Origin of the sequence: Pararhizobium capsulatum DSM 1112 (assembly GCF_030814475.1) — a bacterium.
Lineage (GTDB): Bacteria > Pseudomonadota > Alphaproteobacteria > Rhizobiales > Rhizobiaceae > Pararhizobium > Pararhizobium capsulatum.
This window is the reverse complement of record NZ_JAUSVF010000001.1, coordinates 2,422,633-2,443,462: the sequence shown is the minus strand read 5'-3', so window position 1 is coordinate 2,443,462 and position 20,830 is coordinate 2,422,633. Positions and strand designations below refer to the sequence as shown.

Below are 20,830 nucleotides of genomic sequence, written 5' to 3'. Positions count from 1 at the left end.
TTTGTCTTAGCGGAAAGATCAGAAGTGCTCGGCCACCCAAGGCGGCGGACCTGCAAATACCTTGTCGGCGAGCGCCACTGTCTCGGAGTTGCCGTCGGCATAGCCAGCTCGGCGCAGGAAGCTGGCGGATCGGAAGCCCGAGAACAGACTGGCGAAATGCGACGACTGGACGGTCAGGGCATACTCGCTATCGTTGGCCCCGGGCGCGCAAGTCGCGCGACCGCCCTTAATCGAAATCCGCTGCGTGACCCGGTCATCGCCTTTGATTGCGAGTGTCAGGTCGGCGTCCGCACAGGCATAACCGCGCGCACTCAGCGCCGACCCCGGATCGAGAACACGGATCAGAAATTCTTCCTGATGGACAAGCCTCCAGCCCTTGTCGGGCATGGCGAATACGAGCGCGTCCTGCGGCGCTCCATGCCAACGCGTCTTTTCAAACACCGTGGAGAATGTCCCGATGAACCTCAGTATCTGGCGGGCGGCAGCGCCATTGATGGCCGTCCAGTCCCGGACTCCGATCGTTCCAGGACTGGACGTGTCGAGTACCGCGTACCCTTCATCCTCGCCGAAGACAAAGACCGAGGGCACGCTCGTCGTCGCATCGAAATGCGCGTTCCAATGGGCGTCATGGCGATCGAGGAGGCCGCATTCGGTGCTGCTGGCGGCGCGGTAGATCGGTTCCAACGCGGCGCGCGCACCAGTGAGCGGCACGCGTCGCGAGCGAAGCTCTTGCCGGATTTTGTAGAGCTCCGAAGTGTCGGCCTCGTAGATCATTTCGTGGCCAGCCAGATTGAAGCCGGCACGCCGATAGACTGGGCGCGTCGACGCGAAGAGGCTGGCAAGAATGGCTCCGTCGCGCCGAGCATCTTCGCAGGAAAGGTCCAGAATTTCCGCCGCGAGCCCTCCACCACGGAACTCTGGCTGGATGGCGACATGAGCGATGTTGGCGGCCGGAACAACCCGGCCGCCGAACCAATGGCCACATGGAACCACTGCCCAAACCGCCGCGGACTGTCCGTTTTTTTCGAGGACACGGAAGCAATCGAGCCCCGTCATTTCGACGTAGCGGCGGCTGCGCTCTTCGTCCCAGGCGAAAGCGAGACGATAGGCGTCGACAATCAATGACAGGTCCGCTTTCGCGGCTTTGCGAACTACCATAACCGGGTCCTCTTTTTCCTATGGGGCGGCTTTAGCCGCCTGCGTGAAGCAATTTGGCACGGGCCAAATCCGCAATGCCGAGAATGCCTGCATGTACACCGAGTTCTGCCCGGCAAATGGACACTGGAGGCACTTGGCCGGGTGGAGCCACCAAACCACGCACCCTTTCGATGAAGCCATTCGCCAAGCCGATTCCGCCACCGATTACGATCCGCGGTGGATCAAGCATCAGTTGGATGTTTCGGCATAACCGGGCCACACGACGTGCCGCCCCCTCGACGATATCCAACGCCCAGGTTTCACTAGCCGCCGCGGCGGCGAAAACCTGCCGGGCATCGACCTCTTGACCCTGGCGGCGGGCCTCTGCAGCCATCCAGCGGCCGGAAACCCGATCTTCGAGGAACAAGTTGTCGTCGCCATCGACCGCAAGACCGAAATGCCCGGCCAGCCCTTCCAACAGGTGGCCTTGCAGCACGATACCACCACCGATTCCAGTGGATATGGTGAGGAAGACAAGGTCATGGCCCTGGCCCGCTCCCAGAGCATGCTCGCCCCAGCCAGCAGCCTGCGCATCATTAAAGGCGATGGCGGGGAGCCCGAACAGGGCTTCGACTTTGGCGATGAGCGGATAGTCCGCCGGGATGCCCAAGGTCGCAGGGTTCATCGCCGACCAAAGCCCATTGCGCACGAACCCCGTGACGGCCAACCCGACGCCGACGAACTGCCCCCGCCAGGGCAAGGCGGCGGCGGCCACAGCATCCAGCCAGTGGTCCGGGCCGTCTTCGCGCCGCGTGGGCACCGTCACTTCTCCTATGATGCCGGACGCCGCCACAAGCGCCACAAGCGTCTTGGTGCCGCCGATGTCTACCGCTAGGATTGCCCTATCCTGATCCATCTGGCCCTCCTAGCTTATCAGGCGGCCGCTGGCGGCATCGAACAGCGAAACCTTGTCGACCGCGATGGAGACCGGCAAGGTCGATCCTTGGGCAACGCTTCCGGTCTCCAATCGAGCGACCAGCGAATGTCCGTGGAAGGACAGCGTCACGTTATCTTCGGGTCCGGTCGACTCGACCAGATCGACCCGCGCCTCAAGCGCCTCTTGCCCGTCGCGCGCCGGCCGAATGTGTTCCGGACGAATTCCGAGCAAGACATCGCCCGAGGCATTGCCTCCTTCCGGGAAGGAGAGCGGCAGCGTCCAACCCTTTCCGTCGTTGAAGGCGACCTTTCCCTCGATCGTTGAAACGGAACCGGGGATAAAATGCATGGCGGGCGAACCGACGAATTTGGCGACGAAGAGGTTGGCCGGACGATGGTAAATTTCGTGCGGGCTGCCAATCTGCTGCACCTCACCTTTGTTCATCACGACGATCTTCGTGGCGAGGGTCATTGCCTCGATCTGGTCGTGGGTCACGTAGATCATCGTCTTGGCGATGCGCTCATGTAGTTGCTTGATCTCCACTCTTGTCTCGACGCGGAGAGTGGCGTCGAGGTTCGAGAGTGGCTCGTCGAATAGGAAGACCTTGGGGTCGCGCACCAGAGCCCGTCCTATCGCTACGCGCTGGCGTTGACCACCCGAAAGCTCGCGCGGTTTCCTGTCGAGAAGCTGCTCGATTTGGAGCAGATTCGCGACCTGCGCGACCTTTGTCTCCTTCTCGTGAGCGCTCGCGTTCCGCATCCGCAATGGAAAGGCGATGTTCTGCCGGACCGTCATATTCGGGTAGAGCGCGTACGACTGGAAGACCATGGCGATATCTCGCTCGCGAGTCGGCACCTTCGTGACATCACGGCCATCGATCTCGATCAAGCCTCCGTCGATCGGATGCAGCCCCGCTATTGCATGCAGGAGCGTCGACTTGCCACAACCAGATGGACCAAGGAGGACAACAAAGTCCCCTTCGTCGACGTCGATGTCGATGCCTTTCAGCACGTCGATCGGACCATAGGATTTCCGGATGCTCTTCAGCAGAAGGGAGCGTTTCATAATGTTCGTTTCTTTCATGGTTCCTACCCCTTGATGCTGCCGAGTGACATGCCGCGCACGACCTGGCCCTGAACAAGCATTCCGAGAACCAGCATCGGCAACATCACAAGAGTCGCAGCCGCGGTAAGTGGTCCCCATTGCACGCCTTGGAAGGTCAGGAAGGAAGTGATACTGACTGGCAGGGTCTGCGTGTCGCGCCCTGTCAGCACAAGCGCAATGAAGAACTCGTTCCAGGTGAAAAGCACGCACAGGATGAACGTCGCGATGATGCCGCCAAGCGCCACAGGCATGAAGACTTCACGGAAAATTGTGAACTCACGCGCTCCGTCCACCTTAGCCGCGTCTCTGAGCTCGCGCGGAATGTCCTCGAAGAACGTGATCAGCAGGGAGATCGCAAAGGGGATGTTTACGAAGGCGTAAACGCCAATAATGACCCAATGGTTGTTTAGAAGCTTCATCTGCGCCGCGAGGAAATAGGTCGGGATGATGAAGATGAGCGGTGGCGCAATGCGCAGGCTCAAGATGAACTTCTCGTTCTGCCGTTTGGTCGGCTCGTCCTGCGCCACGAGCCCGTAGGCGACGATAGCACCGACCGCGACCGAAATCAGGCTCGCCGAGAACGAGATGATGACGCTGTTGAAGAAGGCGCGAACGAAGAGGCCGTTGTTGAACACCTTCTCGTAGTTTTCCCAGGTCGGCACAAACAGCCAGAGCGGAGGCATCGAGAATGCGTCGCGCTGCGTCTTGAGCGAGGTCGCCACCACCCAATAGAGCGGGAAGAGCACGCAGATGAGAAGGATGACGAGAGCGATCCAGAAGGCGATACGGCGCATCAGACGCCTCCCTGCTTAGGTGCCTTGAAGGCGAGGTTGTAGAGCAACAGCAAGGCTACGTTCGTCAGGATGGTCAGGACCATCGCAATCGTCAGCGAGTAGGAAATGTCAAAGTTTGTGAACGCTGAGATGTAGCCGTAGAGATTGAGCGTCTCCGTCGACAAGGCCGGTCCGCCGCGTGTCATGATGTAGAAGATGTCGAACGCTTTCACCGCATCGATGCCGCGGATCAGAGCGACGACCAGCAGCGCCCGCTTCAGCGCGGGCAACGTGATGTACCAGAGAACCTGCCATTCCCGAGCGCCGTCCACGCGCGCGGCGTTTTGAGGGTCGCCCGGCAGCGACTCGAGCGAAGCCATCGTCAACAACACGACGAAGGGGGTCCACTGCCAGACGTCTGCCATGAGGAGGGAGAGAAGAGCGACGTTCGGGCTGCCGAGCCAGTCGACCGGACCAAGTCCCAAGGTCGACAGCAGATAGTTCATCATCCCGTTGGACGGGTCGAGCAGGAAGCGCCAGGTGAGGCCCACCACAACGGGTGTCATGACGATGGGAACGAGCAGAATGCCGCGTACGATGCGCTTCCCGGCGAACTCCCGGTCCACCAAGAGCGAGATCGCCAAACCCAAGGCCACCTCAATGGCAGTCGCGGCGACTGTGAACACTATCGTTCGTCCAAGCGCGTTCAAAGCGCGCACATCCAGCAGAAGCCGCAAGTAGTTGTCGAGGCCGACGAAGCTCTCTCGACCTGGCCGGATCAGGCTGATGTTCTGCAATGTCAGCCAGAGCACGTAGATCGTGAGGATGGCCGAGACCGTCCCGAATGCTAGTACGACAGGACGATAGAAATAAGTCGTCGCATCCTTCATTTCATTCCTCCTCAAGAGAGGCCAGGCCCGGCGAACCGGGCATGGCGCTTATCGTCAACGACCGAGCGCGGCGTCATTTGCCGCGTTCGCTTCAGCGAGCGCGTCTTTCGCCGTGGCTGTGCCCGCGAGAACCTTCGAAACCGCGATGCCCGCGTTGTTGATGATTTCGTTCGCTGCTTCGACCGTCGGGAGATATTGCGGGTTGCCTGCGTTGATGGAGGCAAGCATGGCATCCTTGAAAGCGCCATACCGTTTGTTGAAGTCTTCGGAGTTCAACGCCGCAAGCGACGTCACGCCAGAGTTCGGCGCGATGGCGAATGACTTCATCTGTTGCTCCTTCGCGGTCGCCCAGGACGCGAACAGCCACGCTGCTTCCTTGTTCTGGGACCCCGAAGCGACATAGAGGCTGTGCACGGCGAGAGAAGACGAGCCGCCCTTCAGCTTGTCGGTTTCGACAGGCACGGGTACGTAGCCCACCTTACCGACGACGGAAGAAATCGCAGGGTCTTCGTTGAAGGCACCGTTCACTGTCGCGTCCATCGTCATGGCCGCCTTGCCGCTTTGGAAGAGGACCCGGTTCTCTTCCCAGCCGAAGTTTGCCACGCCGACAGGGCCGTAGTCGCGCAACGCGCTGGCGAATGCCTCGAGCGAGGTTGCCGCTTCGTCCGTGCCAAGCGCCGACTTGCCGTCCTTCGTGATGAACTCGCCGCCGTATCCCCACAACCAGCCAGCCCAGACGTAGACGTTCTGGATGCCCTGCGCGCCTCGCATCGTGATGCCGACCATCTCGCCGTTCGACTTCTCTTTGACAGCCTTCGCCGCGGCGACCACCTCGGCGAAAGTCTTGGGAGGAGAGATGCCGTACTGTTCGAAGAGGTCCTTTCGGTACATTAGGAAGGTGCTTTCGCCATAGACGGGCAGACCGTAGAGCTTGCCATCGACGATGTTCGTATTGAGGTAACCGGGCACAAAGTCCGCTTTGTCATAGTTGGCGGGAAATTTGCCCGCGAATTCGTCGAGCGGCGCGATGTAGCCGGCCTTCACGAAACCCGGAATGAAGATGATGTTGTTCTGGACAACATCATAACGACCCGAGCTCGATGAGAATTCCAGGAGCATCTTGGCGGTGATGTCGGATTCCGGAATCACTTCGAGCTCGACCTCGATACCGGTCTCCTTGGTGAACTCCGGCAAAAGCGCTTGAATGCCGTCGGTGGTCGGGTGGCCTTCCATCAACACGGCGAGCCGGGTTCCCTTATAGGGCTGTTCCGCGGATTGAGCGAAGGCAGGCATCGCCACGGAGGTGGCCAGTGCAAGCGTTAATGCAACAAATTGACGTCTATTCATGTCATTCCCCTTTTTTTCAGGATATCGTTTTCAAAAACGAACCATTGGTCACACTTCGCAGCGCCGATACGCGCGCTGTATCTCCCTGTTTTGATTAGAGGCGTTGTACCTCCCCGGTTTCTGCGGATTTGACGAGCGCCTGGGTCAACTCAAGCGAGAGCAGCGCCTCCTCGCCCGTGGCGACCTGGCATTCGACGCCATTGACCCAATCAAGCACGCTGGAGAGTTGCTGGCGGAGGTCGCCGCCGACCTTGCCGCCGATCTCCGGCCAATGCTGGGTGTCGATTTCCTGCGAACTCTGGTTGTCGGCAAAGTAGAGGCCGCTGTCGCCGCATTGCACCTCGAACGAACCCTCAGTGCCGATCAATTCGAGGCGGGCGTCGATCATGTGGCGGGCCCCAGCGGGCAGCGACCACGCGCTTTCGAACGTCACCACCGTTCCCCCGGAGAAACGTACCACGCCGGCGATGGTGTCCTGTGTGCCCATCTCGCCCAGCAGAATATCAGTCTGTTGCGCGTAGGCCGTCACGGGAACCTGCCCCTTGAGCATCCACAGCACCATGTCGACGTCGTGCACAGTAACGTGCATGGCCAGTGGGAGAGTGCCAGCATAGCGCTTGGGACCCTCGGTGCGCGCGCTGTTGCGGCGGGCGTAGAGGTGGATCGGTTTGCCAATCTTCCCGGCTTCAATGAGTTCGCGCGCCTTGTAGTAGCGTGGGTCAAAACGAAGGAGGTACCCGACGCCGAGTTTCACATCGGCCGCCTTGCAGGCTTCGACGATTCGACGTCCGTCTTCGAGCGTCGAGGCGATCGGCTTCTCGATAAAAAGATTGACGCCCTTGGCGGCGATCGCCAGCGCGGGCTCCAGATGCAAGTGGTCTGGCGTGCAGATGCTGACAAGGTCAAGCGTCTCCGCAGCGAGCAGCTCTTCGTGCGAGGCATAGACTCGGACGCCTTTACCTATGGATTCCGCTAAGGCCTGACCGCGCGTGGTGTCGCGGTCTACCACCGCGACCAGTTCCGCGCGTGGATCGCTCGCGAAGATCGAAGCGTGCATCGAGCCCATGAACCCGGCACCGATAACGGCAACTTTGACTGTCTTGATCATTCCAAATCTCCAAATGTCAGCGCCGTTCACCGACAATCGCGTCAGCGAAGCGCTTGGTAATTTCGTCAGGACGTGTGATCGCCGAACCGACGACGACGAAGATTGCGCCGAGGGCCATGGCACGTTGCGCTTGCGCCGGCTCCCAAATCCGACCCTCCGCGACGAAGGGGATATTCGCCTTCGCCAGGTCAGCCATGAGCGTGAAGTCAGGAGCATCTGTGATAGACGTCGTGTAGGCCGTGTATCCCGACAACGTGGTGCCTACGAAATCCGCGCCCGAGGCGACCGCATGCTGGGCCTCCTCCAAGGTGCTGATGTCCGCCATGCTGGATTTCCCCAGGCGTCTGATTTCCGACAGCATTTCCTCAACGGAAACAGGTCGCGAGCGATCCGTTGCGTCGAAGGCGATAACATCCGCTCCAGCCTCCGCAAGGCTCCGTACATCCTCAAGCGTTGGCGTGATGTAGACGTCAGAGCCCGCTTGGTTGATTTTCGTGATACCTATGATCGGCTCGCTGATGGCGCTTCGGACAGCTTGGACGTTCCGCACCCCTTCGATCCTCACGCCCTGAGCGCCGCCTAGAACGGCCGCGCGGGCAAGTGCCACGATATGCACCGTGGCGTTGAGGGGGCTGGTCTCCGCCGCTTGACACGACACGACGAGCCTGCCGCGCATTTTTTCAATGGTTTTCATGAACGTCGCATCTCCCTATGGACGCGACGTTAATCTCGTTGGCACTTTTCGTCAATAATTTTTTTCAGTTGAAGATTTTCTTCAAAGATTATCTTCAGATGTTCCGATCGCTCACACTTTCGGCTGTTTCCTTGATCGTCTCAAGGCGCGCCGGGTCCAGCTTCGTTATGGTGTTAGCCAAGGTATCGACGATAAGGAGCTGGCTGATTTTCGAAGGAAAGGCCCCGCCGGTCAGAGGTGTCTCCGGCGACGACGCTAGGAGCTTAAAATCGCAGATTGCAGCGAGAGGACTTTTGGTTCGATTGGTAATCGCAACCACGTTTGCCCCCCGGGCATGGGCGCTTTCCGCCACGCGTAAGGTGTCTATCGTCGATCCAGAGCTTGAAACGAGGATATAGAGATCGTCCGGAGAAGCAGTCGCAGATGCCATGGTCGCGAGATGCGAGTCTCGGGGAATATGCGCCTGGATGCCGAGGCGCGCGAGTTTGTATTCCAAATATTGTGCCGTGATGGCGGAGGCCGCCACACCGAAGATTTCGATACGTCGAGCGGCCAGCAACAGCGCCGACACGCGCTCAATAACGTCCCGGTCAAGTAACCGCTCCGTCTCCTCCAACGCCATTCGCGCGGTCTCGACGAGTTCCTGAACCATGTCCCCAGGCGCATTCGTTGCGGGCTGTTGAAAGGTCGCCAGCTCATGCGCGAGGGCCAGCTTGAAGTTTTGGAAACCCTGGTATCCAAGTTCGCGACAGAACCGGATCACGCTCGCTTCCGATGATTCCGCCTCGTCCGCCAGTTCGGTGATGCTCTTGTAGATCACCGTCTGAGGATCGACCAATACGAATGCGGCGACTTTTTCAAGCGCGCGGGTCATGTTTGGTGCATGAGATCGAATCCGCGCGATGAGCGAGGGCTGTGATTGAATGTCCACGTGAATGAGTTTCCCGAATGTCCTGAGCTATCAAAATGACCAACGACCCAACGCGACTGACATGGCGACCGGTCACAGGTTAATTAACGGCGGCGAATAGGTTAGAGTTTATAATGCAAGGCCGATCCGTGACCTCCAACATAGCTCGACAATTTTCTCCAGTCGAAACCTATTTTCGAAGACATTCTTCATGGTCGTCGATCGGGTGAGTTCCTCGGTTACCGCGCGGGCATGACTAGTCTCCAAACGTGGGTACGATCCCAACACGGAGAACTATGTCCGGTTTGCGCCGATACTGTTGAAAAACTAACCGTTGTCGGCATTGGGATGTCATGATTCAATCGTCGCATTGATTTGCGGGGGATTGAGTGATGATGGGATGCCAGACAGCTCCAGCGCAGCTCTTCTACGACTTCTGCCTTGATGATCACGTTCCTGCCGACCACATGCTGCGCGGGATCGACCGCCATCTCGAACTCGACAGCGTACGAGCGCACTTGAAGCCTTTCTACAGCGCCACGGGTCGCCCCTCGATTGATCCCGAGCTTATGATGCGAATGCTGATCATCGGCTATTCCATGGGCATTCGCTCGGAGCGACGGCTTTGCGAAGAGGTCCACCTCAATCTCGCCTATCGCTGGTTCTGCCGCCTCGGTCTGGACGGCAAGGTCCCTGATCACTCAAGCTTCTCGAAGAACCGCCATGGCCGGTTCCGGCAAAGCGACATCCTGCGGCATATGTTCGAAACGGTAGTGGAGCGCTGCCTCTCTCAAGGGTTGGTTGGTACGGAAGGATTTGCAGTCGATGCCAGCTTGATCGCGGCGGATGCAAACAAGCAGCGCTCGGTACCAGGATCGGAATGGGAAGCCAAAGAAGATGCGGGACGCTCGGTACAGGAATATCTGGCTGTTCTCGATGATGCTGCTTTCGGCGCTGCCTCGCCGGTCACGCCGAAGTTCATCTCCTCGTCTGATCCGGCCGCCCAATGGACCGGTGCCCACAAAGGCCACGCCTTCTTCGCCTATGCGACCAACTATCTGATCGATACAGACCACGGCGTCATTCTGGATGTGGAGGCGACACGGGCGATCCGCCAGGCGGAGGTCGGTGCATCCCGCACAATGCTCGGCAGGACCGAGAACCGCTTCGGCTTGCGGCCCGATTACCTCGCGGCCGACAGTGCCTACGGTTCTGCCGACAACCTCGCCTGGTTGGTCAACGAGAAGGAGATCGCGCCGCACATTCCGGTCTTCGACAAGTCGAAGCGGACGGATGGCACCTTCTCGCGTTCCGACTTCACCTGGGAAGCCGAGAAGGAGCAATACCTTTGCCCTGCCGGAAAGGAGCTGAAACAATTCCACCGCACTTACGACCCACCCAGATCGGGGATCACGGCCGAGGGAACCCGGCTTTATCGTGCCAGCAAGAAGGACTGTGATCAGTGTGAACTGAAGCCTCGATGCTGCCCGAACATGCCTATGCGCAAAGTACCGCGCGATCTCAATGAGGATGCACGCGATGTCGCCCGAGCGATTGCCAAGACACCGGAGTATGAGCAGTCACGGCATCGTCGAAAGAAGGTCGAAATGCTCTTCGCTCACCTCAAGCGCATACTACGGATGGCACGTTTAAGGCTTCGAGGGCCGTGTGGTGCGAGAGACGAATTCCTGCTTGCCGCAACCGCACAGAACCTGAGGAGGCTGGCCAAACTCAGGCCTCAGATGCCGCCATGCGGTGCCATCGCCGCTTGAGGGCGGCATCGACCGATACCCTGCGCTAAGGCGTAGGCAGATCGCAGCATAGTGCACCGCCCAAAAGACCGAAAAGGGCGTGTGAGCGGATAATCCGTCGAGTTTTTCAACGATATCCGCCAAAAGCGGACATGTCTACAGAGCAGACCGCACAAGATTTTGCCGCCGATCCTTGGCTTTCAAATATTTGGACTAGGCAAGCTAGGCTAGGGCGGCTGCGCTGAAATCCGAATTCCTTTTCGCCTAGCTCCGGACATGAACCCCGTGTACACACGCGACGCAATATACTCCCAGCGATTTAAGGAACACGACAACTGATGAACTCACCCGCTCCTGAGGTGGCTTTTGGCAGCGCCGAAAAGGCTTGGCTGAAGACCCTCTCGAAATACCGTCAACCCTCTCCCCGACGCAGCCTTTTCGAACTTCTAGTCAGCGCCATCCCGTTTGCGTTCTTCTGGTTATCAGCGTGGGCCGCGGTTCATTATGGCTACTGGATTGGACTGATCCTCATCATCCCTGCCGCCGGGTTTCTGCTTCGCCTTTTCATGATCCAGCACGATTGCGGCCACGGTTCGTTTTTCGGCCGACGCAGGTTCGACGACTGGACAGGTCGCGCGATCGGGATACTGACGCTGACACCGTACGACTATTGGAGGCGGGCGCACGCCGAGCACCATGCATCGGCCGGAAACCTGGATGAGCGCGGCATGGGCGACATCACCACACTGACCGTGTCGGAGTACAGGGCGCTGTCAGGTTGGGGCCGTTTCGGCTATCGCCTGTATCGGCATCCGTTGATTATGTTCGGGATAGGGCCAGCGTGGGTATTCCTGATCAAGCAGCGCTTGCCGATTGGAATGATGCGCTCGGGGTCCCTGCCCTGGGTGTCTACGATGGCGACTAACGCTGTGGTGGCAACCATCTCCGTTTTGCTGATCTGGTCGCTCGGCGTCGTTCCGTTTCTGATCGTTCATTTGCCGATCGTGCTTCTTGCAGGCGCTGCGGGAATCTGGCTGTTTTACATCCAGCACCAATTCGAGGAGACGCACTGGTCGAAGCCGCCGGAATGGCAGTTTGCGCACGCCGCGATCCATGGGTCGTCGCACTACGTCTTGCCTTTGCCGCTACGCTGGATCACCGGAAACATTGGTATCCATCATGTGCACCACCTGTCGAGCAAAGTGCCTTTCTACAGGTTGCCGGAAGTTCTGAGAGATCATCCGGAACTGAGCGACATGGGCCGGATAACGATAATGGACAGCCTCCGTGCCGTTAAGCTGGTCCTATGGGACGAGGCTCGGCAACGCCTCATCTCGTTTCGCGATGAGCGTTTAGGTCGAATCTAATCTAGCCTTCAAAGCACGAAGGGCGCTCAATCAACTAGGAGAGCGCTCTTCGCATACCCGGACGGAAACGAACGCACGACAGGGTCGCTGCAGGCTGCCATCGAAACGGGTAATGACCGATAGACGTGATGGTACCGCAGTGATTTCAAAGTCTTTGCGAAAACTGGTCAGCCCGCCAGAGCATTCGTGGGATATCGGACTGACGACATCCGGTCTTCCAGTTCCATCAGGATGGGTCTCCTTCCGGAAGGGTTTCGCCAGAAAGCAGACCTGGTCTCCCTCGATGTCGGCCGCGTTATGGCCACCAGAGGTGACGATCATGGCCACCGGTGCCCCGTCGCTCCTCGCTAATGGGGCGAGGACCTCTGCTTTGCGGTCTCTTCGAAATCTGGCGCAGGAGCCCGGTTTCAGCTATATTTGCGTAAAATTGGCGGCTGGAAGTTAATCAGATGGCGATAGCTGAGGAGCCAGCCTTTGACGAACTATCGTTTGGTCCGTTCAATCTGCATGTTGCCCAAAGGCTGCTAACCAAGGATTCCGCGCCGGTAGAACTGGGCGCGCGCGCACTGGATATATTGATTGTCCTCACGGCATCGCCCAACAAGACTGTCAGCAAGCAGGATTTGATTTCGCTGGTTTGGCCCGACGTTATTGTGGAAGAAGGCAGTCTGCGATTTCAGATGAATAGCCTTCGAAAGGCGCTGGGTGATGGGCTAGCCGGTGCTAGATACATCACCACCGTCGCCGGGCGAGGTTATTGCTTCGTAGCGCCACTGGCGCGCAGCGATAGACTAAAGGCTAAAGCCTCCACTCAAACCGGTTTCCAACACGCCAACCTTCCAAGTCGCCTATCCAGGATGGTCGGCAGGAATGATGATGTTCTGAAGCTGTCAGCGCAGGTTGTTGCCTCGCGCTTCGTGACGATCGTAGGTCCGGGCGGAATTGGAAAGACGACAGTCGCAGTTGCTGTCGGTCACCATCTGAACGAGACATTCGCCGGAGCAACGCTGTTTGTTGATCTTGGAATGATAGGCGATGCAAACCTCGTGGCCACCACCGTTGCGTCTCTGCTGGGCTTATCGGTGGGTGCGGGAGATGCCACCTCAAGCATAGTTGCGTTCTTGCGTGACAAGCGAATTCTCCTGATACTGGATACATGTGAGCATGTCTTGGACGCGGTCGCTACCGTGGCGGCTGGTCTGGTTGAAGCCGCTTCAGAAGTTCACATCCTCGCAACAAGTCGGGAGGCTCTTAGGACCGATGGCGAGCGCGTCTACAGGTTGGACTCCCTCGGCTATCCATCGGAGAATGTTGCCGTCACCGCAGCGGTCATTCAAGAATATCCGGCAACGCGATTGTTCGTGGAGCGGGCGGTAGCAAGCGACGCGCACTTGGACATTGCGGATACCGATGCCCCCTTGATCGGAAACCTATGCCGGAAACTCGAGGGCGTGCCTTTGGCGATTGAGTTGGCGGCGAGGCATGTCGAAGCTTACGGTCTTCACCAGACCTCCGTCCTCTTGAACGAACATTTGTCACTCCGGTGGCCTGGTTCTCGAACAGCACCACCTCGCCAAAGGACCCTCCAGGCAACACTTGATTGGAGCTATGAACTCCTCTCTCAACTGGAGCGCACTGTCCTCCGCCGACTGGCCATATTTGTTGGGAACTTTACCCTCGATGCGGCGGGCGAGATCGTAGCGAGCGCAGACTTGGATCGGCAGTCCGTGTTTGGCGCGATAGACAGCCTGATCGCCAAATCGATGGTTGCGGTCCGGCCTATCGGAGCCATGCTCCGATACCGCCTGCTGGATACAACGCGTTCCTACGCTCTCGAAATACCTATAGGCGAAGCCGAATGCTTCGACCTAGCACTCCGACATGTTGTATATTGTGGGCGCTGGCTGGAGCAGATAGCACCCGATTGGGTGGACTTAGCATCGGGTACGGAAAGGGCGTCGCATTTCGACGCGGTTGGGAACGTTCGTGCGGCTCTTGAATGGTGCTTTGGTGATACTGGCGACCTCAATGCGGGAGTAATACTCGCAGCCACAGCGGCCCCCGCATTCTTGGCCATGTCGTTGCTATCTGAATGTCATCACTGGTCGGAACGAGCAATCGAGGCGCTCGACGACGTGACGCGGGCAGTACTCACGAGATGCATCTTCAAGCAGTCTTCGGGATTGCGGCTACCCATTTGCAGGGAAAAAGTGAAGCGGCCTTGCTGGCGTTAAGCCGAAGCCTGAAAATCGCAGAAGACCTCGATGAGGCCGTCAATCAAGTCGCACTGTTAGGCATGCTCCGCACGTTCTATTTTCGAAGTGGCGATTTCAGGACCGCCCTGCTCTACGCTCAACGTTGCCGGGCCGTGTCCGAAACGGTTGACGATGTCGCGGCGTCCGCGCAGGCCCGTTCAATCCTGGGGCGGTCACTGCATCTGATGGGCGACTTAGCGTCGGCCCGTGTTGAACTCGAAGCAAGCTTGGACCTGTGGTCGAGGGTGCGCCGCACGACGATATATCTATCCCACGAGCTTCATTATCCGAGTGAAGTGACGTTGGCGCGAAACCTCTGGCTACAGGGCCATCCCCTTCAGGCCGAACAACGCGCCCATGATATTATCGAGACTGCCACGATGATCGACCGCCCTGCCGCACTCGCTGTGGTGCTGGGATGGGCAGCATCAGTATATTTATGGACTGGAAACTGGGACCTTGCTGAAAAACACATCGAGGCAATCGTTTATCACGCCGAGTCTAATTCGTTGGGCCCCTTCATAGCGGCAGGTCGGGCACGCAGAGGGGAACTGGCAATCCTACGCGGTGCGGCGCAAACCGGCGTTGAAGACCTGCGAGCGAGCCTGCGAGCGATCCATGCTGTGGGCTACGAAACGCTTACTACTGAACTTAGCATCTCGCTTGTTCACGGCTTGAATATGATCGGGCAGTTCGCCGAAGCGATGGAGTTGGTCGATCAGACAATAAGCGCTGTAGCGGCGAATGGCGACGAATTGTACTTGCCGGAACTACTTCGTGTGAGGGGGGCCGTCCTCTTGAAGATGCCGCAACCGCGGGAAGACGAGGCTAAGGATTGCCTATCCCAGTCACTTGACTTGAGCCGTCGGCAGGGCGCAAGAGCCTGGGAGCTGCGTACCGCGATCGACTTGGCGCGGCTTGAAGCAAGTCGCGGTGAGATCGGCGTGGCGGCCAAAATATTACGGCCGGTGTTCGACAACTTTGTTGAAGGCTCCCACACAATGGACCTGATGCGAGCACAGGAACTACTAATCCAACTCGATTAGCTTTGCCGCCGCAGACTGAATAGCGTGGCCCGAATGTTATAAGACTGTTGCTAACAAACTCTTTGCAGCTATCACATCCGCCGTGTCCAAGCCTTCATCAAAGGGCTCCAGGACCGCCTGCAGCAACTTCAGCGCATCGCGTAGCCTCCCATCCGCGATCCAGAGCGCAGCGAGGTCTGTCGCAGTCCGCAGCTCCCAAGCGTGTGCGCCCATTTTGGTGCTTTTCTCAATTGATGAAACCAGGCATGCTTCCGCCTCACCAATCGATTGTGTCGACAATAGCAGGGTCGCTTTAATGCGAAGCAATTCCGGCCAATAGCAGAGGTCTCCGTTTCTCTCGACCAGTTCGATTGCCTTATTGATCCTGGAAAAGCCCTCTTCGTATTCGCCGACTACCGCCAGTCCTTTTACGAGAGACAGTTCAAGCATCGTCGTGAACACTTCGTAGGTGGAATTATGAAGTCTCTCGATGCATCTTCGTAAGGTGTCGATCCCGAGCTTTACATCTCCGCGTCGGATAGCCAGTTCACCTTCAAAGCCCCGAGCAACCGAAACGTACGGAGACAGAGAGTTGAGCCCGGCGCGGGAGATTAACCACTCTATATGCTCCTCTGCACTTCGCACGTCATCCCGCCAAAGAAAGACGGCTATCCCCCCCAGCAGCGCGATGCACAGTGTAAGCGAATGATCTAGTTTCGCCGCGTCGCCGATCGTCTTCCGCGCCCGGATGTCGGCTTGGTCTGAATAGCCTTGTAGCCATAGGTTTCTAGCGAGAATTCCGCCAGCGAGATGCTTTCCTTCAAAGCCGACGTAGCTCGCGGGGGTTCGCTGTGGCTGCGGCTCGCCCCTCGCGGCGGCCTCAAGTTCACTTCGGGCATTGCCGAGATCGCCTGTAAAATGCAGCGAATTTCCGAGGAAGAAGTGGCCTAGCTCAACGGTCGAGGGATCGTCCAGAGTGGAGGCAATCGACGAGCAGCGGCGTGCATAGGCAAGGGCAGCATAAAAGTCGCCCGTGCGAAGGTTGAACATGTGCAGCAGGCCCAGAATGCGCAACTGATCAATCGCATTACCCCGGTCTTCAGCGATGGAAAGCCCGCGACCGAGAGCGATCTGCGGGGCCTCGAGACCGCCCTGCAAATACATTTGGGATATTCCGAGACCCGCTTGCAGGTGCATTTCTTCAGCGCTTCCCTTGAACTCCTCATTCAGAGCCAAAAGTGCGCGTTGCGACCAGCGCTGGCATTCGGGGAAAAGCGACATCACCTGGAAGACAGAAACGGCGGCCGCAGCAAGCCTGATGCCGACGGCGATATCGCCTTGCTCCCCAAAAGCCCACTCCAATGCCGCTCGAACATTGTTGATGCTGACAAAATACGGCAGTCGCTCCGGACCCGTCGACAATGTCGGCCAATCCGGTCCATATTGCTCCAGCCATCGCTGATAGTACGCCGCATGACGCGCATTCAAACCTGCACGATCTTCGTCCGTCTGGCATTGAATAGCGTATGCCCGTGTTGTGTCCAGTAGTCGGTAGCGCATCGTCGCCCCCAGGGGATGGGTAGCGAGGAGGGACTTGGCGACGAGGTTGTCAATTGCACCGAAGACTACCGAAGGAGCAATGTCGGAACCTGAGAGCACTTCCAGCGCGGCATCAAGCGTGAAATTGCCTACAAACACCGCCAGACGTCGAAGCACGGTTCGCTCGATGTCGGTAAGAAGCCCAAAACTCCAGTCGAGGGTGGCCTGCAGCGTTTTTTGTCGCGGCGGTGCCGTTCGCGATCCCGCCCACCCCAGAGTCAAATGCTGTCCGAGCAGCCGTGCGGTCTGGTGTAGACCATAACTCTCGACGCGCCGGGCAGCGAGTTCTAAAGCAAGCGCCATCCCGTCGAGTTTTCGGCAAATGCCGGCAACGACGCGGGCATCTTGGTCGTTGAGTTTAAGTGTGGCTCCGCTCGCCGCAGCGCGTTCCACGAACAGTTTCGTCGCTGGAAATGCCAGAACGGCATCGGTCGAAAGCTCCGGATCATCCGGCGGGCAAGCCAGTGTGTCGAGTCTGTAGACGCTTTCCGCTTCAATTCTCAATGCTTCCCGGCTTGTCGCCAAGAGGAAGACGTTTGGCGCGGCGTCGATAATGGTGGCCACGAGATCGGCAATGGCATCGATCAGATGCTCGCAGGTATCAAGAACCAGCATGATTTGCTTTTCCCGGAGATAGGCAATCAAGCTTGGCCTTACATCGTTGGAGCCGACGGACAAGCCAAGCATCGAGGCAATTCCGGCCGGGACCAATCCGGGATCGCTCAACATGCCATAGTCCGCAAACACTACCGCGCCGTTGAATGACGGAGCAAGGTGATGTGCAACGGCTGTGGCGACGGTTGTCTTTCCGACACCGCCGACACCGACGATGGTCACCATCCGCGACGTCATCAGTTTTTCCGAAAGAGCCAAGACATCCTGCTCACGTCCGACCATGCGATCAAGTCGACTCGGCAGGAGGGCGTGACGGAAATCGGACGCGGCGTGGTCTTGCCTTAGGTGGGTGGAGCGCGAGATGGGCGCAACGAAACAATAACCTCTCCCGGCGACGGTCGTTATGTAACGCGCGCCGTCATGGCCATCGCCAAGCGCCTTCCTCAGTCCGGTCATGTGAAAACGCAGGCTGCCTTCATCAACGATGACGTCAGGCCAGACCCGGGAAATCAGCTCCTGTTTGCTGACGACGACATTGGGGGCGAGCGTGAGAGCGACCAACAAGTCCAAAGCACGGGAACCGAGATCGACCGGAACACCGTCTTTCGCGAGAAGACGCTGGCCGACGCTCAAATTGAACGGGCCGAAGGAAAGCATATCCTCTCTAGCGTCGCCAACCCCGTTCATGAGTTTCGCCCCAGCGCCCCTACTTGCTCATTATACTCCAACGGTGCTTCCGGCGCTATTGAGGACCAACGTGTCGCTCAGCCCCTTCGTTCAGACGATCTCGAAGACAACTTCAATGTTGCCCTGCGTGGCTCGGAAGAATGGGCATATCCGTCGAGAATCTTCAATCAACCTCCACGCCACGTCCCGTTCGAGACCGGGGAGGTAAATGGCAAGCCGCACACCAAGCAGTGTTTCACACTCATCGGAAGAGAGGTCGACCTCGGCATGAATCCTTACTTGGGTGGAGAGGCTCACGCCGGTCTCTCGGGCCACATTTGCAACAGAGCTTGCGAAACTGGCCGACCAAGCGGCGGCCATAAGTTGCTCTGGATTGGTTCCAATGCGGTCCGAATTCGGGTCTGAGAGCCTGACATCGAGCACACCATCGGCACTGCGGGCGAAGCCATTTTTGCGTCCGCCCTTGGTTTCTGTAATCGCTGTATAGATGAGATGCATGGTCTTGGTCTTGTTCACGCGCATATCCCTTCGAGGAAACTGGAGCCCGTTGGGCTCCAGTCCAAAGCTCAGCCAGTTTTCCGGAGGCTGCGAAATCCAGCCCGAACTTCGTCCGTGAAAAACTTCGGCTGCTCCCAAGCTGCAAAATGTCCGCCCTTGGGAAGCTTGTTGTAGTGCACGAGGTTCGGGTACGCTTTCTCGGCCCACGCACGCGGCGTTTGGTAAAGCTCGTCCGGGAACACACTGACCGCGACAGGCACCTTGACACCCTTCGGAGCAAAGAATGCGAGCTTGTTCTCCCAATAAAGGCGAGCGGACGATACGCCTGTGTTTGTCAGCCAGAACAGCGTCACATTGTCGAGGACATCGTCAGGGCTGAGTCCCTCGTCCTGGCCGTTAAACGACCGGGCAATCATTTCGAGGCTCGCCCGGTCGTGATCGAGCATGTAGGTGGCAAGCGCGATAGGAGAGTCCGACAATCCAGTAAGGGTTTGGGGACGCGTGCCCATCAGAAATGCGTAGTAGACATTCTTGTAGAAGGAGACCAGCTGATCGTACGTGGCCTTCTCGTCGTCTGAAAGCCCCTCTGGCGCAGGCGCTCCCACAAACGAGGCATTGTTAATTTCGTCGGGGATGGCCCCAGGCATATTGGTATGGATGCCAAGCAGCTCCGGAGGAGCCTGCACGCCGATCATATCGGTCACCACCGCACCCCAATCGCCGCCCTGAGCGACAAACTGCTGATAGCCCAGGCGTCGCATCAGGGTGATCCAGGCCGATGCAATGCGTTCAGGTCCCCATCCTGTCGCTTCGGGTTTTCCGGAGAAGCCGTACCCCGGCATCGACGGGATGACGATATGGAATGCATCCGAGGCGCTGCCGCCGTGGGCAGTGGGATCGGTGAGCGGCCCGATGATCTTCAACTGCTCGATAATCGAACCGGGCCATCCATGCGTTACGATCAGGGGAAGTGCGTTTTCGTGCTTAGAGCGGACGTGGATGAAATGGATGTCTAGGCCATCGATCTCGGTGATGAAATTCGGGACGGCATTGATCCGTGCCTCGACCTTGCGCCAGTCGTATTTGTTCTGCCAGTGATCCAGCACCTGCTTGGTGGTTTTGAGCGGTACCCCTTGGGTGAAGTCGCCTACAGTCTCTCTTTCAGGGAGCCGTGTGTGAGCAAGACGATAGCGAAGGTCATCGAGATCGGCTTCTGGAACGTTCACCAGGAACGGACGGATAGTATCAGATGCCAGCGCTGCCTCGGAATATGAGGGTAGCAAGCTAGCAACGCCGAGTGCGGCGATGCCGGATGCTGCGGCAGCCAAAAGGCGACGGCGGTCTTGATCGATAACGTCAGTCTTGATAGCGGTCATGATCATTCTCCTCGGATACAGGTTGATCGTTTGCACGACTGTGCTGCTCCAAGAGGTACGCCTAGAAAGTTTGGTGGGCACGTTAGGCGTTGTTAGATGTTCATAGTTGCGCCACGGCCACCACCATCCAGATCAAAACTCCTTTACGCAAAGGGGTTGGGCGGCTTCAAACGCATTCTGTTCGCAGGCGTCGCTGATGACAGCTAATGACAGCTAACAACGCATAACGTGCGGTTTCCGTCCGGGAGCAGTAGGTTTTTGGTCAGCACAACGGTGCAGACGCAATCATCAACAGCTACCGAAAAGGATTTCGTTATGACCGCCAAGGTTCTCTTTACTGGTAAGACACACAACACAAACGGCCGCGAAGGCGGAGCCCGCAGCAGCGATGGATTTCTTGACATCAAGATGAAGCAGCCGCATCCGGCCGCCGAGAACCTCTTCGGTGCCGCATGGTCCGCCTGCTATATGGGTGCTATCGAAGTTGCCGCCTCCCAGAGACAGATCAAGCTCCCGGCAGGGACGGCAGTTGATGCTGAAATTGATCTGAACGCCGATGATGGCAACTACTTCCTGAGCGCCCGTCTCAATGTCAGCGTGCCCGACATTGATCCTGTGATCGCACGTGAGTTGATCGCCGCCGCTCATACGATCTGCCCTTACTCCAAGGCAACGCACGGCAACGTCAATGTTGTGACCAACCTCGTTTGAGCTCCGTTTCTCGGGTCTGACCGCATCAGGCGGGCAGACCCGACAA

General features: G+C 58.1%; 17 protein-coding genes. 5 read left to right on the top strand and 12 right to left on the bottom strand.

Annotation, left to right across the window (positions count from 1 at the left end; all coding sequences use genetic code 11):
- Positions 1–18 precede the first annotated feature (18 nt).
- The 9 genes from QO002_RS11960 to QO002_RS11920 all read right to left on the bottom strand — a co-directional run bounded on the left by QO002_RS11960 (position 19) and on the right by QO002_RS11920 (position 8,921).
- A complete protein-coding gene (locus QO002_RS11960; protein WP_307229896.1) occupies positions 19–1,158 on the bottom strand; it encodes a GNAT family N-acetyltransferase in 1,140 nt (379 codons plus the stop codon).
- Positions 1,159–1,189: 31 nt separating this feature from the next.
- Positions 1,190–2,053, bottom strand: a complete 864-nt coding sequence (locus tag QO002_RS11955; RefSeq protein ID WP_307229894.1) for an ROK family protein — start codon at positions 2,051–2,053, stop codon at positions 1,190–1,192.
- Between the two features lie 9 nt (positions 2,054–2,062).
- On the bottom strand, positions 2,063–3,139 hold the full coding sequence (locus QO002_RS11950; RefSeq protein ID WP_307229892.1) for an ABC transporter ATP-binding protein: 1,077 nt from the start codon (positions 3,137–3,139) through the stop codon (positions 2,063–2,065).
- Positions 3,140–3,162: 23 nt separating this feature from the next.
- Positions 3,163–3,972 carry a carbohydrate ABC transporter permease gene (locus tag QO002_RS11945; RefSeq protein ID WP_307229890.1) on the bottom strand — a complete coding sequence of 270 codons (810 nt, stop codon included), beginning with the start codon at positions 3,970–3,972 and terminating at the stop codon, positions 3,163–3,165.
- Positions 3,972–4,841: a carbohydrate ABC transporter permease gene (locus QO002_RS11940; RefSeq protein WP_307229888.1), complete on the bottom strand. Its 870-nt coding sequence runs from the start codon at positions 4,839–4,841 to the stop codon at positions 3,972–3,974. Before QO002_RS11940 ends, QO002_RS11945 begins: the two co-directional genes overlap by 1 nt.
- Before the next feature lie 54 nt (positions 4,842–4,895).
- On the bottom strand, positions 4,896–6,188 hold the full coding sequence (locus QO002_RS11935; RefSeq protein ID WP_307229886.1) for an ABC transporter substrate-binding protein: 1,293 nt from the start codon (positions 6,186–6,188) through the stop codon (positions 4,896–4,898).
- Between the two features lie 94 nt (positions 6,189–6,282).
- Entirely contained in the window at positions 6,283–7,296 is a 1,014-nt protein-coding gene (locus QO002_RS11930; protein WP_307229884.1) for a Gfo/Idh/MocA family protein, read from the bottom strand.
- A 16-nt stretch (positions 7,297–7,312) separates the two neighbouring features.
- The gene (locus tag QO002_RS11925; protein WP_307229881.1) at positions 7,313–7,990 is read right to left on the bottom strand and encodes an N-acetylmannosamine-6-phosphate 2-epimerase; all 678 of its coding nucleotides are present in this window, start codon (positions 7,988–7,990) and stop codon (positions 7,313–7,315) included.
- 94 nt (positions 7,991–8,084) lie between these two features.
- The gene (locus tag QO002_RS11920) at positions 8,085–8,921 is read right to left on the bottom strand and encodes a MurR/RpiR family transcriptional regulator (protein WP_307229879.1); all 837 of its coding nucleotides are present in this window, start codon (positions 8,919–8,921) and stop codon (positions 8,085–8,087) included.
- A gap of 371 nt (positions 8,922–9,292) precedes the next feature.
- On the opposite strand from QO002_RS11920, the gene QO002_RS11915 reads away from it, so the two are divergent.
- From QO002_RS11915 to QO002_RS11900, 4 genes are all read left to right on the top strand, one after another.
- Positions 9,293–10,672: a transposase gene (locus QO002_RS11915; protein WP_307228781.1), complete on the top strand. Its 1,380-nt coding sequence runs from the start codon at positions 9,293–9,295 to the stop codon at positions 10,670–10,672.
- Between the two features lie 338 nt (positions 10,673–11,010).
- Entirely contained in the window at positions 11,011–12,018 is a 1,008-nt protein-coding gene (locus QO002_RS11910; RefSeq protein ID WP_370878482.1) for a fatty acid desaturase, read from the top strand.
- A 449-nt stretch (positions 12,019–12,467) separates the two neighbouring features.
- Entirely contained in the window at positions 12,468–14,252 is a 1,785-nt protein-coding gene (locus QO002_RS11905) for an ATP-binding protein (protein WP_307229875.1), read from the top strand.
- A complete protein-coding gene (locus tag QO002_RS11900) occupies positions 14,216–15,319 on the top strand; it encodes an ATP-binding protein (protein ID WP_307229874.1) in 1,104 nt (367 codons plus the stop codon). Before QO002_RS11905 ends, QO002_RS11900 begins: the two co-directional genes overlap by 37 nt.
- 36 nt (positions 15,320–15,355) lie before the next feature.
- Here the strand turns inward: QO002_RS11900 and QO002_RS11895 are convergent, their stop codons facing one another.
- The 3 genes from QO002_RS11895 to QO002_RS11885 all read right to left on the bottom strand — a co-directional run bounded on the left by QO002_RS11895 (position 15,356) and on the right by QO002_RS11885 (position 20,073).
- On the bottom strand, positions 15,356–18,199 hold the full coding sequence (locus QO002_RS11895) for an ATP-binding protein (protein WP_307229872.1): 2,844 nt from the start codon (positions 18,197–18,199) through the stop codon (positions 15,356–15,358).
- 90 nt (positions 18,200–18,289) lie between these two features.
- A complete protein-coding gene (locus QO002_RS11890; RefSeq protein WP_370878481.1) occupies positions 18,290–18,715 on the bottom strand; it encodes an Ohr family peroxiredoxin in 426 nt (141 codons plus the stop codon).
- Positions 18,716–18,765: 50 nt separating this feature from the next.
- Entirely contained in the window at positions 18,766–20,073 is a 1,308-nt protein-coding gene (locus QO002_RS11885) for an epoxide hydrolase family protein (RefSeq protein ID WP_307229871.1), read from the bottom strand.
- Between the two features lie 315 nt (positions 20,074–20,388).
- Here QO002_RS11885 and QO002_RS11880 point away from each other — a divergent pair, with 315 nt between their 5' ends.
- The gene (locus QO002_RS11880; protein WP_307229868.1) at positions 20,389–20,784 is read left to right on the top strand and encodes an Ohr family peroxiredoxin; all 396 of its coding nucleotides are present in this window, start codon (positions 20,389–20,391) and stop codon (positions 20,782–20,784) included.
- The last annotated feature ends 46 nt before the right edge of the window (positions 20,785–20,830 follow it).

Bases quoted from the DNA above. Each gene is read 5' to 3' on its own strand.
- QO002_RS11905 (WP_307229875.1), top strand. From the start codon at position 12,468: ATGGCGATAGCTGAGGAGCCAGCCTTTGACGAACTATCGTTTGGTCCG.
- QO002_RS11880 (WP_307229868.1), top strand. From the start codon at position 20,389: ATGACCGCCAAGGTTCTCTTTACTGGTAAGACACACAACACAAACGGC.
- QO002_RS11895 (WP_307229872.1), bottom strand. From the start codon at position 18,199: ATGAACGGGGTTGGCGACGCTAGAGAGGATATGCTTTCCTTCGGCCCG.
- QO002_RS11950 (WP_307229892.1), bottom strand. From the start codon at position 3,139: ATGAAACGCTCCCTTCTGCTGAAGAGCATCCGGAAATCCTATGGTCCG.
- QO002_RS11940 (WP_307229888.1), bottom strand. From the start codon at position 4,841: ATGAAGGATGCGACGACTTATTTCTATCGTCCTGTCGTACTAGCATTC.
- QO002_RS11935 (WP_307229886.1), bottom strand. From the start codon at position 6,188: ATGAATAGACGTCAATTTGTTGCATTAACGCTTGCACTGGCCACCTCC.
- QO002_RS11960 (WP_307229896.1), bottom strand. From the start codon at position 1,158: ATGGTAGTTCGCAAAGCCGCGAAAGCGGACCTGTCATTGATTGTCGAC.
- QO002_RS11955 (WP_307229894.1), bottom strand. From the start codon at position 2,053: ATGGATCAGGATAGGGCAATCCTAGCGGTAGACATCGGCGGCACCAAG.
- QO002_RS11925 (WP_307229881.1), bottom strand. From the start codon at position 7,990: ATGAAAACCATTGAAAAAATGCGCGGCAGGCTCGTCGTGTCGTGTCAA.
- QO002_RS11915 (WP_307228781.1), top strand. From the start codon at position 9,293: ATGATGGGATGCCAGACAGCTCCAGCGCAGCTCTTCTACGACTTCTGC.
- QO002_RS11945 (WP_307229890.1), bottom strand. From the start codon at position 3,972: ATGCGCCGTATCGCCTTCTGGATCGCTCTCGTCATCCTTCTCATCTGC.
- QO002_RS11885 (WP_307229871.1), bottom strand. From the start codon at position 20,073: ATGACCGCTATCAAGACTGACGTTATCGATCAAGACCGCCGTCGCCTT.
- QO002_RS11930 (WP_307229884.1), bottom strand. From the start codon at position 7,296: ATGATCAAGACAGTCAAAGTTGCCGTTATCGGTGCCGGGTTCATGGGC.